At 66.8% G+C, this 13,552-nt stretch carries 8 protein-coding genes; 3 read left to right on the forward strand and 5 right to left on the reverse strand.

Annotated elements, in window-relative coordinates; translation table 11 throughout:
* The first annotated feature begins 1 nt into the window (after position 1).
* Both KEG38_RS28290 and KEG38_RS28295 read left to right on the forward strand, forming a co-directional pair.
* Positions 2-931 (forward strand): isochorismatase family protein, encoded by a 930-nt coding sequence (locus KEG38_RS28290; protein WP_272418735.1) that lies wholly within the window; start codon positions 2-4, stop codon positions 929-931.
* Positions 915-1,691 (forward strand): 2,3-dihydro-2,3-dihydroxybenzoate dehydrogenase, encoded by a 777-nt coding sequence (locus tag KEG38_RS28295; RefSeq protein ID WP_272418734.1) that lies wholly within the window; start codon positions 915-917, stop codon positions 1,689-1,691. The genes KEG38_RS28290 and KEG38_RS28295 overlap by 17 nt, the downstream gene beginning before the upstream one ends.
* Before the next feature lie 19 nt (positions 1,692-1,710).
* On the opposite strand, the gene KEG38_RS28300 is transcribed toward KEG38_RS28295, so the two are convergent.
* The 5 genes from KEG38_RS28300 to mxcG all read right to left on the reverse strand — a co-directional run bounded on the left by KEG38_RS28300 (position 1,711) and on the right by mxcG (position 12,252).
* Positions 1,711-2,604 carry a PepSY domain-containing protein gene (locus KEG38_RS28300; RefSeq protein WP_372518165.1) on the reverse strand — a complete coding sequence of 298 codons (894 nt, stop codon included), beginning with the start codon at positions 2,602-2,604 and terminating at the stop codon, positions 1,711-1,713.
* Positions 2,605-2,678: 74 nt separating this feature from the next.
* Entirely contained in the window at positions 2,679-3,932 is a 1,254-nt protein-coding gene (locus KEG38_RS28305) for a DUF4374 domain-containing protein (protein ID WP_272418732.1), read from the reverse strand.
* A 31-nt stretch (positions 3,933-3,963) separates the two neighbouring features.
* The gene (gene mxcH, locus KEG38_RS28310) at positions 3,964-6,519 is read right to left on the reverse strand and encodes a TonB-dependent siderophore myxochelin receptor MxcH (RefSeq protein WP_272418731.1); all 2,556 of its coding nucleotides are present in this window, start codon (positions 6,517-6,519) and stop codon (positions 3,964-3,966) included.
* Positions 6,520-6,526: 7 nt separating this feature from the next.
* Positions 6,527-7,846: an aspartate aminotransferase family protein gene (locus tag KEG38_RS28315; protein ID WP_272418730.1), complete on the reverse strand. Its 1,320-nt coding sequence runs from the start codon at positions 7,844-7,846 to the stop codon at positions 6,527-6,529.
* Between the two features lie 35 nt (positions 7,847-7,881).
* The gene (gene mxcG, locus KEG38_RS28320) at positions 7,882-12,252 is read right to left on the reverse strand and encodes a myxochelin non-ribosomal peptide synthetase MxcG (RefSeq protein WP_272418729.1); all 4,371 of its coding nucleotides are present in this window, start codon (positions 12,250-12,252) and stop codon (positions 7,882-7,884) included.
* A 633-nt stretch (positions 12,253-12,885) separates the two neighbouring features.
* Here mxcG and KEG38_RS28325 point away from each other — a divergent pair.
* Positions 12,886-13,542 (forward strand): 2-hydroxychromene-2-carboxylate isomerase, encoded by a 657-nt coding sequence (locus KEG38_RS28325; RefSeq protein WP_272418728.1) that lies wholly within the window; start codon positions 12,886-12,888, stop codon positions 13,540-13,542.
* Positions 13,543-13,552: the final 10 nt, after the last annotated feature.

The following is a 13,552-nucleotide window of genomic DNA, read 5'->3' on the forward strand; positions in this document are numbered from 1 at the left end:
CATGGGAATCCCCAGCATCCAGCCTTATTTCATGCCTCGGAAAGAGGAGCTGCCCAAGAACCGGATGTCGTGGACGCCGGATCCGGGCCGCGCCGTCCTTCTGATCCACGACATGCAGCAGTACTTCCTCGATTATTACGATATCCGGGCCTCACCGGTCGTCGAGCTCCTGGAGAACATCCGGCAGGTGCGAGAGCGGTGCCGTGCGCTCGGGATCCCCGTCGTGTATACGATGCAGCCCTCCGAGCAGACGGCCGAGGAACGTGGCCTGCTCCTCGACTTCTGGGGTCCCGGGCTGACGGCGCAGCCGCACAAACATGGGATTGTGCACGAGCTCTCGCCGGCGGAGTCGGACACCGTCCTCACGAAATGGCGCTACAGCGCGTTTCAACGGACCGAGTTGCTCGAACTCATGCGCCGGTGGCGGCGCGATCAGCTCATCATCTGCGGCGTCTATGCGCACATCGGATGCATGTTGACGGCCGGCGAGGCCTTCATGAACGACGTGCAGCCGTTCTTCGTGGCCGACGCGACCTCCGATTTCACGCGGAACTGGCACGAGATGGCCATGACGTACGTGGCGCAGCGGTGCGGCGTGGTCGTGTCGACCCGCGACGTGCTCGACGCGCTCGCAGAGAAATCGTCCGGCGCCGCGACGTTCGACCTCGAGCACCTGCGCAGCGAGGTCGCCGGGCTCCTCGAGCGCCCCGCCTCCGACATCCAGAGCGGCGATTCGCTCCTCGATCTGGGCCTCGATTCCATCCGCCTCATGACGCTCGTCGAACGGCTGCGCGCCGCAAACTTCGACATTTCGTTCGTGGAGCTCGCGGAGCGCACGACGCTCGACGATTGGTGGGAGATCCTCTCCGCGCGAATGCCGCACGGGCGATGGACCGGAGCCGAGGAGCAAGCCCATGGAGTTCGAGGGTAAAATCGCGCTCGTGACGGGCGCCGCCCAGGGAATCGGGGCGGCCGTCGCGCGAGCGCTCGCGGCGCGTGGAGCGAGCGTGGCCGCGGTGGATTCGAACCGCGACCGCCTCGACGTGGTGGCCGCCGAAATACGGGCAAGCGGCGGCCGCGCGGCATCATTCTCTGCGGACGTCACGGACCGGGAGGCGGTCGACGCCGCGGTGGACCAGATCGAGAGCGAGCTCGGCCCCATCGATTTCCTGGTCAATGTCGCGGGTGTGCTGCGCGTCGGTCTCGTCGAAGCGCTGCGTGACGAGGACTGGGAGCAGACTTTCGCGGTCAATGCCCGGGGAGTGTTTTACCTTTGCCGTGCCGTGGCCCAGCGCATGGTGCCGCGCAAATCCGGCGCCATCGTGACCGTCGGATCCAATGCCGGGCGGACGCCACGCATGCACATGTCGTTGTATGCGGCCTCGAAGGCGGCCGCCGCGATGTTCACGAAGTGCATCGGCCTCGAGCTCGCGCAGCACGGCATCCGGTGCAACGTCGTTTCTCCGGGATCGACGGATACGCCGATGCAACGATCGTTGTGGAAGGACGAGAACGGAGCGCAAGCCGCCATCGACGGCGCGCCCGGCGCTTATAAAGTGGGAATCCCCCTGCAACGAATCGCGGACCCGACGGACGTCGCGGACGCGGTGTTGTTTCTTCTCTCGGATCGGGCACGGCACATCACCATGCACGATATCTGCGTCGACGGCGGCGCCACGCTCGGCGTGTGACGCCGCCGCCGTGCGGCGCTCAGGGGCCGTCGCCCTGCACGCGGCCGAATTGAACCTCCGAGGCCGTCCCGCGCATGACGAAGGCGGCGGCGGCCACGGCGATCATGATGGCGAGCGCGCCGAGGACCCGCGTGGGCTTCATCTGCCACCACATCGCGAGGCCGCTGAGCGCCCACACGACCAGCGTGATGCCGGTGATGTCCGCGAAGAGCGCAAAGAACCAGGCCATGTCGCCGTGAACGGGGAAATGGTGCGTCGTGTGCAGCTTCTCCAGAAGCTCCACGAAGCGGAGCTGGCCCGGACCGGCGGGTCGCCCGTCGATTTGACCCGAGCCGAGATCGTAGACGACGTTCCAAGCGCGGCCACTTTGATCACGCACACGGAAGCGCAGCTCGGGGTGGACCTTCGGATGCGCCCGCAAGGGTCCCTCCGCGTCGATCCCCAGCTTGGGCAGGAGCTCCTTCACCTGCTCCTGCACCGCCGCCATCTTGTATTCGGGCAATTCGATGGTCGCGCCGGCAAAGGGAGGAGGATCGGATTTCGGCTCCGGGGCATGCGTGGAGACCGTCGCGCCGCCGCCGTCGAGGCTGAGGATGAGCACGTGACGCCCTCCCGCGCGGCTCGGCGTCGCGAGCAGGGGCCAGCCCGAGAAGGAGCTCGGGGCCCCCGGATCAAGCGCGTACCCCCCCGGGGATCCGGCGTTGATCTGCCCGACGACCTTTTGCGCGATCTCGTTCGGATCCCAGGGTTTCATTCCGGTGAGTGTGGAGAGCTCCGCCGCGGAGAGGTCCCGCTCCTCGATATCTCGCCCGATCTGGGGATGATTAAAGAGCGCGCCGCTCAGCCCGAAGAGAAGCACCCACGGGAACACCAGCAGGCCGAGATACATGTGCAGGCGCCGGACGAATTTCATGACGGCGCCATACCCTCGGCGGCGAGGGGGCTCGGCCCGGGGCGGCGGGGCCTCTTTCGCGGAAGCCGGATTCGTCATCGGATCTTCAGGGCCGAGAAAACGAGGCCCGGCGTGCTCAGCGCCACTTCACCCGGGCCCTTCGCCTCGAGCTCGAGGAGCTTCGTCGAGTCCTGGCCCTGGAAGAGCGACACGAAGCTCCGGTCGCCGAACTGCAGCGGAATGACGCTTCCATTGCTGGGCGCGGCGTCGAGCACCTCGGCCGTCGGGGTATCCCCGAGCGTCACGGTCGCCCACTTCCAGGCCGCCGCGCTCGCGAGGACGCGCGGGTGCGTGTCCGGCATGATCGGGAAGGCGCTCTCGTCGAGCACCCGCAGGAAGGCCTCGTTGCCCGGCCCGCGGAGCAGGGAGCCGGCGGTTTGTCCGCCAAAGAGCGTGTTCAGCTCGACATGGAACGCGGCGTCGAACGTCTTCGTCGCCGGGTCGAACCGCAGCATGCAAGGCGGCGCGGCATTGGCTTCGTTCAGCCGGTGCACGGCCGCGCCGTAGGCTTCCGTGGCGAGATAAATCTTTCCATCGGGCCCTTCGATGCCATCCCGCACGTAGCCGCAGCGATCATCCGTGACGATGGTCGCCTGATCCGTCTTGCCATTCACGACGACGACCACCGCCTTGCTCGGGACCTCCGGACCCTTTCGATACCCGGCGAAGGTGATCACGTCGTCGCCCAGGCGCAGCGGCGCAGCCGTGAACGTCAACGTAGTATCCGCGATGACGAGCTCATTCAGGGAAATGTCCCCGGTGACCGTCATGTCCTTCGGATTCCAGACGACGACCTGGGCCGTGGGGCCGTCGAAGAAATATGCCTTCGTCTCGGAGACGAACTGAAATTGACCGTGATACTCGCCGAGCGCGGCGATTCCCTTGCCCTGGAAGCTCACCGTGGTGCCCAAGCGCAAGGTGCCGTCCGCTTGCAGGTCGTAACGCGTCACGGTCGGCCCGGCTTCGCCCGCGATGAATACGGCGCCCCCGTCCTCGGGCCCGACGCCGAGGGCGCGGCCCGCGATTTCGACGCCGTTGTCGAGCGTGAGCGCGGCGTCGCCCCCGAGCTTGTCGGTCACGAGGATATAACTCGTGTTGTCCCCGCCATTGGCGCCAAAGACCTGAGTCGTGAGGGCATACAGGGGTCCCGTCGCGGAACCGCCCCCGGCACCCTGGCCGCCCTGGCCACCGGTGCCGCCGGTGCCGCCGGCGCCGTCGCCGTCACCGCCGCTGCAGGCGGCGAGAGCGGGGAACACAAGGGTGATCAGGAGCGCTGTGACTTTTTTCATGGATGTATCTCCTCGGGAAGGAATGGGTGGGTCAGAGCTCGAGAACGAGCTTGGCGTTCGCCGCTCGCCCCGGTTGCTGGACCCCGAACGAATCGAAGACTTTTTCATCCGTCAGGTTCTGCACCTCGAGGGTCCCGCTGACGGACCCGTCGCCGTGCTTCATGGAGTACGTGAGCGCGAGCGCGTGGACGAGCTGCGAGGGAATGACGAGCTTGGAATCGATGGCCCCGATGCTCTCCCAGCCGCGGAAGTAGGCCTCGACGTAGCGCGCCTGCCACGTGAGCGAAAGGACGTCGCGCGGACGGAGCAAATCGGAACCTTGCACGCGAGCGCTCGCGCCGGCGAACAGGTAAGGGCGGTTCGGGATACGATCCCCCTCGAATTTGCCGAATGCGCCTTCGCTCGCGGTGTTGCGGAAATCATGCCAGGTGGCGTATCCGTCGAGCGCGACCCAATCTCCCGGGGACGTCCATCCGAGGGACGCCTCGACGCCGACCGACCGAGCCGAGAGGACGTTTTCGTGCTGAAAATAATTGCCGTTGCTGAGCAGGACGATGAGGTTCTCCGCGAAGCGCCCGAAGCCGTTCACGTTGAACCGAAAGAGGCCGGCGGCGGTCTCGGCGCGCTCCAGGGTCAGGCCGAGGTTCACGTTGTGGCTCGCCTCCGGCTCGAGGTGCAGGTTCTCGATGATGAGCGCGCCATTGCCGAACATCTCCTCGGGGTTGGGCAGACGGGTCGCGTACTCGTACGATGCCTTGGCGTAAAACGCTTCGGTGAAGCGGAATCGCAGGCTGTCGCCGATCCCCCCGCGCTGGGTCGTTCGGTCGAGATCGCGGAGATTCCCGTTCGGCAATTGCTCCTTCGTCCGGGCCATCTGCACATATGCCTTGGCGAACGCGATGTTCGCGAGTTTTCCCGCAAACGGGCGCGCCTCGTATTCGGCGCCGACCACGCTGCTCAGGAGCGCCCGCTGCGCGGTGAGCGGGTCGTATTCGTCCGCGGGAATGGCATGGTCCTTCCCCGTCCGGATGGCATAGGTGGGCGAGAGCCCGAACCGGAGCGAATGCCAGGGCGCTGGGTTCCACACCAGGTTGAGGCGGGCGAAGACATTGTGTTGCTCGATGGCCTGATCGATCGCGCGGGCCTCGATCTCACCGCGTTGCGGGAGCTCGAAAACGCAACGGCCGAACCAGTCGTAACGACACGTGGAGAGATCCTGGAATTCCCTGTGCGTGTACGTGTACCCGGCCACCGCGTCGAACCGCGTCCTCCGGGAGAAAGGATTCGCATATCGCAGGTGTGCGCCCGCCGATTGCTTGCCGTAGGTCACCGCGCCATAAGGAACGGACATGAGGGCGTTGTGTTGAACATCCCTCCGGTGTTCGGTGTAGAAAGCGCGCAGCAGGAGCTTCTCCGCCCGCGGACGCCCGACGAACCCCACCTCGACGCTCCCGCCGCCGGCGCGGTAGCCGTCGTGGAACCGATGAACGCGGGCCGGCGAGAGGCGGCCTTGCTCGTCGAAGACCTCGACGTCGATCGGGTAATCGTTTCGGGTGTAATCATAGAACCCATTCACGCGAGCGAAAAACCCGGTGGGCTCGTGCAGATGCCGAGCGCTCAGCGTCAATCGGTACGTCTTGAAGGACCCGACCTGATAGGACGCCGAGGCGTGGGTGCCGCGGACGTCCGCATCGGTCACGAGGTTCACCGCGCCGCCGAGTGCATCGGCGCCGAAACGCACGGGGACGACGCCGCGGTAGACCTCGATGCGCTCCACGAGGTTCACCGGGACATTGGTGATCCCGTGCGCATACCCGGCGAGATCGAGGGGCACACCGTCCAAAAAGAAGCGGATCTGATCGCCCGTGAGACCATTGAGCGAGAGGCGCGCGTTCGATCCGAGCCCACCTTCCCGGCGCACCCCCACGCCCTCGGAGCGCGCCAGCACCTCGCCGAGGTCCGCGGTTCGTCGCTGCGCTTCCTCGGTCTCGATGACCTGGACCGCCTGCGCGGACCGGCGGAGTCGATCGCCTTCGGACGCGCCGCGGACCGTGACGTCGATCGATGGTTTGGCAGGACCGACCATGGCCTGCGCTGCAGGCGCCGCCGGCTCGGGCCCGGGCTCGCTCGCGGCCGGGGTTATGGCGGACTGCGCCTCCGGGGGCGGGGCTGACTCTGGCGGCAACCTGAATTCGTAAGCGTAGAGGATGATCGCCGCGACGGCCTTGTCTCCCCGACGAGCTGGCGTGAAACGGAATTGCAGCGCCGCCTCCTGTGCGGCCTCGTCAAACCCGTTTCCGCCCGGCTCCACGACCTCGGCCTTCGTGACACGCCCCGCGACGTCGATGCGGAGCTTCAGCACCACGCGGCCTTCCCGCCGGGCAGCGCGTGCTTCCGCCGGATACGCCGCCTCGACCGCCTCGATGAGCTCGGGCGGGTGCACCGTGCGCTCGGTCGTCGCGCTCGTCTGCGCAGGCGAAGGGCCACTCGGCTCCGCGTCCTGCGCGAGGGCGGTCGGACAAACCGAGAGGACGAGGGCCAGGCCCCCGGCCCATCCGGTGCACGAAAAACGGCGCGTACGAACCATCAGAGATTCAGGACCTCGCGCCGGCCAGGCTTCCCTCGAATGCGCCGTGCTTCGCCATCTCGACGAGCGCGTCGTGCGCCGCCTCGATCGTGAAATCGATCTGCGCCTGCGTGTGCACGCCCGAGATGAAGCTCACGTCACGGCGCAGGAGAACGCCGCGCCTCGCCATGGCGCCGACGAACTGCGCGGCGAACTTCGTGTGCGTCGCGAGATCGTCCGCGAAAAGGAAGAACGGAATCGCGTCGTAGCCCACCACGCGCAGCGGCGCCCCGACCTTCGTGGCCTTCTCGTTGACGCCTTCGCGAAGCCGCTTGCCGAGCGAGGCGATCCGCTGGATGTAATCGGTATCCCGGTATTCGCCGAGGACCGCCTTGCAGACCTCCAGGGAGAGCATCTCGCCGCCGAACGTCGTCGATACCTGCAGCTCCGCGAGGCGGCTCATCACCTCCCGCGGGCCCGCGATGGCCGAGAGCGGCATGCCCGCCGCGATGCCCTTCGAGAGACACACGAAATCGGCCACGATTCCGTAATACTCCTGGGCGCCGCCGAGCGCGAGCCGGAAGCCCGTCACGACCTCGTCCAGCACGAAGAGCACGCCGTGGGCGTGGCAGGTCTCGCGCAAGGTACGCAAGAACTCCGCCGAGACGACACGCTTGTAGGGCAACGAGAGCAGCACCAGTGCGATTTCGGAGCCCTTTTCGGCGATCAAGTCGAGCAACGGCTTCTCTTCCGCCTCGGCCATGAGCGGCATGCGATAGGTGTAGTCGCGCAGCACCGCCGGCACGCCGGGCGTGTCGAACATGAAATGGTCGTGCCAGCCGTTGTAGCCGATGGTGACGACCTTCTCTCGCCCCGTCACGTGTCGAGCGAGCCGAATCGCCGCCGAGGTCGCGTCCGCGCCGGTCTTGAAGAAGCGGGCCATCTCCGCGCCGGGGATGAGATCGACGAGTGTGCGCGTGGCCGTGACCTCGATCTCCGTCGGCAACGAATGCAGCACGCCATTCGCGAGGCTCTCGCGAATGGCGCGGACGACGGCGAGGTGGTTGTGCCCGAGCGTGTTCGCCCCGAGGCCGCAGATGTAATCGATGTACTCGTTACCGTCGACGTCGCGCACGAGCGCGCCCTCGCCGCCCTCGAGATACACCGGGAACGAGCCGAGGGCATACATCTCCGGCCGCTTCATGAGCGACTGGGTGACGCCGGGGATCAGCCTGCGCGCCTCCGCGAGCAGCGCATTCGATCGATCGAGCTTCCATTCCCCTGCGATGGGTCGCGGGAGACCACGCTCCCGGCTGTCGACGTCTACACCAAGGGTCCGTGAGGTCATGGGTGATTTCCTTTGGTTCGGGTGGAGGCGTCGCTTCAGGCTCGGCCCGCTCGCCCATTCGAAGGGCGCGGCAGCTTGCCGGTCTCGACGCAATGATCCAGATAACGAAACACGAGCGAACGATCGACGGCGGGGCAATCGATTCCGCTGTCGGACAGGCCACGAATCACGTTGTCGCAGCGCACGCGCCCGAGGCCGAAGTTTTGCGGTTGATCTCCGGCGTCGGCCTGGAGATCGAAGAAGGCGAGCGTGGCGCTCTCGGCGGCGCTGGCGCCGCTCCCCAGGCGCGCGCGGAAGGCCGGGACCGAGCAGGTTTCGACGGTATACCCATACTCCTGTACCCAGCGGAACACGTCCCTCAGTCGGACGTCGGGCGCGGGAGCGAGGTTATACACGGTGCCACGTTGCGGACGGGTGAGGGAGAGCGCAACGATCGCGCGCGCCACGTAATCGACGGGCGTCCATGTCTCCGCGACGTCGAGGTCGGGCAAGACCCCTGCCGGAATGCCGGCGAGGAGGAGACGAAAGACGAGGTCCTGTTCATTGACGATCCCGGAATCGGGAGCGCCGACGACACGACCGAGGCGATACACGGCGACCGGCACTCCTCGCTCGCTTGCCTGCTCCGCGAGCCGCTCGGCGATCCATTTGCTCTGCTTGTAGCCGTCCAGAAGCTCCGGGTGCGGCGGGACGAACGCCTCGGGGACCTCGGGGCTCCTGGCGATCGAAGGCGCCACGGCCAGCGTCGACACGTGATGCACGGGCTTCGGGCGCGCCGCGGCCGCGAGCCTCAGCACCTCGCGTGTCCCAAGCACGTTCACCGCGCGCATGCTGCGGTAATCACGCACGAGGCTGACGATCGCGGCGTCGTGATAGATCACGTCGCATTCCGTGGCCAGGCGGTCCCACGTCTCGGCCCGCAGCCCGAGGCGGGGCAACGAGAGGTCGGCCGGAATGGCCACCACCCTGTCCTCGAAATGCTCGAGCGGCAGACGCTGTTTTTCTAGGGCCGCGCGGAGCCGATCGGCCGCTTGCTTCTCGTCCGCCGCGCGTACCGGACAAACCACACGCGCGACCGTCCCCAAAAGGAGCGCATGCAAGAGATGCACCCCGACGAACCCGGTCGCGCCGGTGAGCAGGACCTGTCGGGGCGACGGGCGCAACGTCGCGGGCGCAAGCGAGGGCGGGACGATGTCCTCCGGGAGCACGGCGTCGGCGAGCATTGCATCCGTGAGCCCCGCGGCGACCTTCGTGACGCCCGCGGATTGCTCCAGGGCGCGCGAGAGCTCCGCGATCGTCGGATGACGAAACACCATCGCCACGGGGATCTCGCGGCCGAGCGTGAGGCCGAGGCGCGTGGCGACCTGAATGGTTTGCAGCGACTGCCCGCCGCGCTCGAAGAAATCGTCCTCCAGGGAGAGATCAGAGACCCCGAGGATTTGCTCCCAGACCGCCATGACGACCTTTTCGAGGTCCGTCGTCGCTGCCGCCGACGTGGCCGTGCGGGTGGCGGCCGCGTCGCGAAGCGCGGCCCGGTCGATTTTGCCCGTGCTGGTCCTCGGCAATCGATCCGTGAACAGAAAGGCCGAAGGGACGGAGGCGGGAGGCAATGCCGATTGCGCGTGGCCGCGGAGCTCGGCCGGTGACGAAGGGGGCGTATCGGCCACGATGTGCGCTGCGAGGCGCTTGATACCACCTGGCAAAGCGGATCCGACCACCGCGACCTCGCGCACGCCGGGGAAACGAAGCAAAACGGTCTCGATTTCGCCCGGATCGACGCGATGCCCGCTGATCTTGAGCTCCTCGTCGACGCGGCCGACGAAAACGAGCTCACCCGCCTCGTTTTGCCGGACGAGGTCTCCGGTGCGATACGCGCGCGGCTGTCCGGGCAGCGTTTCGAGCATCCGGAAACGCGCGGCGGAGAGCTCCGGCTGCCCGAGATACCCCGTGGCCAGCCCTTCGCCCATCAGATACAGCTCCCCCACGGCGCCTCGCGCGACGAGCTGTCCATCCGCGCCGAGGACGGCCGCGCAGACGCCGGGCAGCGGCGTGCCAATCGGGACTTCCTGCGCGCTCTCGGCCACGGATTCGTCGCCGCACAGCGTGGCGCACGTGGCCACGACGGTCGCCTCCGTGGGACCATACGTATTGAGCAATCGGACCGCGGGCCCGACGGCGCGACGAAAACGGGCGACGCGCTCCGGGAGCGCGGCCTCCCCGCCGATGATGACGATGCGAACGCTGGGTGGAAGCGACGCGCCGGTCGAGAGGCTGTAGGCCACCTCGTGCCATAACGCCGTGGGCAGGTCCAGCACGGTGATCGCGTGCTCGGCGCAAGCGTCGAGCAACCTGAGGACCGATTGCAACATTTCGTCCGTACGGAGCACCAGCGTACCGCCCACGCACAGGCTGAGAAAAATTTCCTCCACGCTCGCGTCGAAATGCATCGGCGCGAACTGGAGCACGCGATCCTCGCGGTGGAATCCGTAACGTGAAGCAGAGCCGGCCACGAAATGCGCAAGCGATGCGCGACTGATCACGACGCCATTGGGCCGGCCCGTCGAGCCGGACGTGTAAATTACGTACGCCGGCTGCTCGTCGCCCTCGCGGATCGGCGCTTCGAGTGCGTCCGAGAGGACCTCTTCGTCCAGCACCACGACGCGGGCTCGCGTCGCTTGCCTCGCTTGCTCGGCGTACGCAGATGTCGTGACGAGCAACGTAGGGCCGGCATCCGCGAGGATCGCCGCTGTCCTGCTGCTCGGCCCCTGGGGATCGAGCGGCAGGTATCCGGCGCCGGAGAACAACGTGGCGAGAATGGCCGTGATGGCCTCCACGCTGCGAGGCAAGAGCAACGCGACGAGCGTGCCCGGTTTGGCGCCGAGCGCCGCGAGGCGGGCCGCGAGCCTCTGGGCCGCGAGCACGAGCTCTGCGTACGTCATTCGCCGCGATTCGTGCTCCAGAGCAATGGCGGTGGGCTGCTCGCGCGCGTGCTCCAGGATCCGCTCGACGACGTCACGCGCGGGGGAAGGAAGTGGGCCGCCGTCGAGAATGACGCCGGGCGAATCCATCGCCACGGAGGGAGCAGGCTCCGCGAAGCCGGGAATTTTGACTTCGGAGATCGGCTGCGCGGGCGCGGACAGGGCCGCGTCGAGAAACGCGAGGAATCGCTGCTCGTGCGCCGCGAGGTCGTCAGAGGTATAGCAGTCCGGATTTGCGTCGAAATCGATGCGGGGCCCGCGTCCGTCCGAGCGCGCGTACACGTTGATCGAGATGTCCTCGACCGGCCCGGCAGAAATGTTGTGCGCGATCGCGCGGTGACCGCCGAACCGCAGATCGTAATCGAACGGCATGATGTTCACGACCGGGCCGAACAGCCGCCGCTCCCCGCCGACGAGCTTGAGATCCCGGCGGAGATGCTCATAGCGGTAGCGCAGATGGGACCGGCTCGCGCGCATCTCCCCCGCGACGTGCTGGGCGAGCGCAGAGAGGCTCGCACCCTTCGGAATCGGGACGCGCAAGGGCACGATGTTCATCACCATGCCCGGGATACGCACGGCCACGGAGCCCAGGCGGCCCATGACGGGGAGACCGAGGACGAGCTCCGGCGCGCCGGTGAGGCCATGCCCATACGCCGCCGTCGCGGCGACGAACACGTCGGGCCAGCTCGCGCCCGCGCGGTGTGCCGCCGCCTGCATTCGCTCCATCGTGGAGGGCGAAAGCGAGGTCATCCTTCGTAATGCAGGGCGAGAGACCATGGTGGGTCGACCGCCGAAGCTCACGGTCGCGGGGCGATCGGCGAAACGTCGGAGCCAGAAATCACGGTCGCGATCGCAATCGGGCGACGCGCGGTAGGCTCGGTCTTCCTCGATGACCCGGAGCAACGAGCCGGACGGCGGGCCGACGCGGGAGCGGCTATCGATACGGGCGGTATAGAGCTCCGCCACGCGCCGCGCGATGAGCGAGAATCCAAAACCGTCGAGCGCGATGTGGTGTGCCCGCTGATACCAGTAAGTCCGGTCGGGCCCGGCCGTGAAAAGCGCCTCCGTGAAGAGCGGACCGCGCATGAGATCCACGGTCTTTTCGAGGTCCGCCTGCATCCACGTTTGCACGAAGGCCCATGGATCGGCCTCCGCACCGACGTCGATTCGATGCATGGGCCAGTCGAGGGATGGTTCGAGGATCTGCGTCGGGCCGTCCTCGGTCGGGACAAACCGCATGTGCAGCGTCTCGGCCTCGGAGGCCGCCTGGCGTACGGAGGCCTCAAAGATCGCCGGATCGACGGCTCCACGAATCTCGATGCATTCGCCGGCGTTGTAGAGCGGGCTCGCCGGGTCGAGCGCCTGGCCCAGCCAGATACCGTGCTGCGCTGCCGAGAGAGGCCAGCGCTCTTTCCGGGAATCAGGCATTGCCCGGTCCTCCCGGAGGAAGACGGGTTGGAGCGTGTCGTCTGCACATGTTTGCACGGACACTTTTCACCATGAGCTCCACAGGATTTATTGAAAATGATGTTCAAAGTCAAGACCATCTCTTCCACAAATTGCGTGAACTCAACAACCATCCATCTGTTGACGAAGGAAATTTACGACAGGAGCGTAGAACGAAGGTTGAAGAGGGAGGGCTGGGTCCGCGACCGGTGCCCGATCCTCCCACTTGCCCCGTCCGGTCGTTCGCCCAAGGAGATGCAGAGGGTGACCAACCGAAAAGGGAGGGGAATCATGAAAAAGGTGATCACGACGCTGGCGCTCCTGTCTCTGTCGGCCGTGGGGGTCGGAATGGCACCGACGCGGGTCGCAGAGGCGAGGACGCATTCGTTCGAGCGCACGTGCTGGGACTAGAAATGGAAGCGAAACGGGGATCTGTGCTCGCAGTGCCGGACGCGGAACGGTCGCGCTCACTATAGTTGTCTGCCGAATGCGCGCGCCTGCCGCGGCGACATCTCGAATCAGAATGGCTGGCTCGTCTGCGGCAGCTGACGCTTCACGACCGGACGAGCATCGAATCGTCGACAGCCCGAGCGGTACGTACTATCGTTTTTCCGCATGCGTACCGTCCGGTTCTACTTCGACGTCATCAGCCCGTACGTTTGGCTCGCGTGGGCCCAGGTTCCCGAGGTCGAGGCGCGCACGGGCGCGCGCTTCGACCTCCAGCCGGTGCTGTTCGCGGGGCTCCTCCAGGCGAACGAGAACAAGGGGCCTGCGGAGATTCCATCGAAGCGCGTCCACATGCTCCACGACATCGCGCGCTGGGCCATGACATTGAAGCGGCCCTACACGGGCCCGCCGGCACATCCATTCAATCCGCTCAAGGCGCAGCGCATGTGCGCCGCCCTCGACGACCCCGAGGCGCGGCGCAGCCTCGCCGGCGCGTTGATTGTCGCGACGTGGGAACATGGGCGCGACCTGATGAACGACGCCGAGCTCCGCGCCATCGCCGATGACGCAGGCCTCGACGGGTCCGCGCTGCTCGCCGCCACCGAAGAGAAAGTGGTGAAGGAGCGCCTCCGCAAGAACACCGAACAGGCCATCGCCGAGGGCGTCTTTGGCGTCCCCACGTTCCTCGTCGACGATCAGCTCTTCTGGGGCAATGACCGACTCGGTTTCCTCGAGACGTATCTCACCGGCGGGCTCCGTATCGACAAGGCCGAAATCGAGGAGCGGCTCGCGCGGCCACGCGCAGCGGACCGCAAAAACGTGTAGCCACCGGTCG

Origin of the sequence: Polyangium jinanense, assembly GCF_028435265.1 — a bacterium.
Taxonomy (GTDB): domain Bacteria; phylum Myxococcota_A; class Polyangia; order Polyangiales; family Polyangiaceae; genus Polyangium; species Polyangium jinanense.

Coding starts and splice junctions, on each gene's coding strand:
- KEG38_RS28290 (WP_272418735.1), top strand. CDS start 2: ATGGGAATCCCCAGCATCCAGCCTTATTTCATGCCTCGGAAAGAGGAG.
- KEG38_RS28295 (WP_272418734.1), top strand. CDS start 915: ATGGAGTTCGAGGGTAAAATCGCGCTCGTGACGGGCGCCGCCCAGGGA.
- KEG38_RS28300 (WP_372518165.1), bottom strand. CDS start 2,604: ATGAAATTCGTCCGGCGCCTGCACATGTATCTCGGCCTGCTGGTGTTC.
- KEG38_RS28305 (WP_272418732.1), bottom strand. CDS start 3,932: ATGAAAAAAGTCACAGCGCTCCTGATCACCCTTGTGTTCCCCGCTCTC.
- mxcH (WP_272418731.1), bottom strand. CDS start 6,519: ATGGTTCGTACGCGCCGTTTTTCGTGCACCGGATGGGCCGGGGGCCTG.
- KEG38_RS28315 (WP_272418730.1), bottom strand. CDS start 7,846: ATGACCTCACGGACCCTTGGTGTAGACGTCGACAGCCGGGAGCGTGGT.
- mxcG (WP_272418729.1), bottom strand. CDS start 12,252: ATGCCTGATTCCCGGAAAGAGCGCTGGCCTCTCTCGGCAGCGCAGCAC.
- KEG38_RS28325 (WP_272418728.1), top strand. CDS start 12,886: ATGCGTACCGTCCGGTTCTACTTCGACGTCATCAGCCCGTACGTTTGG.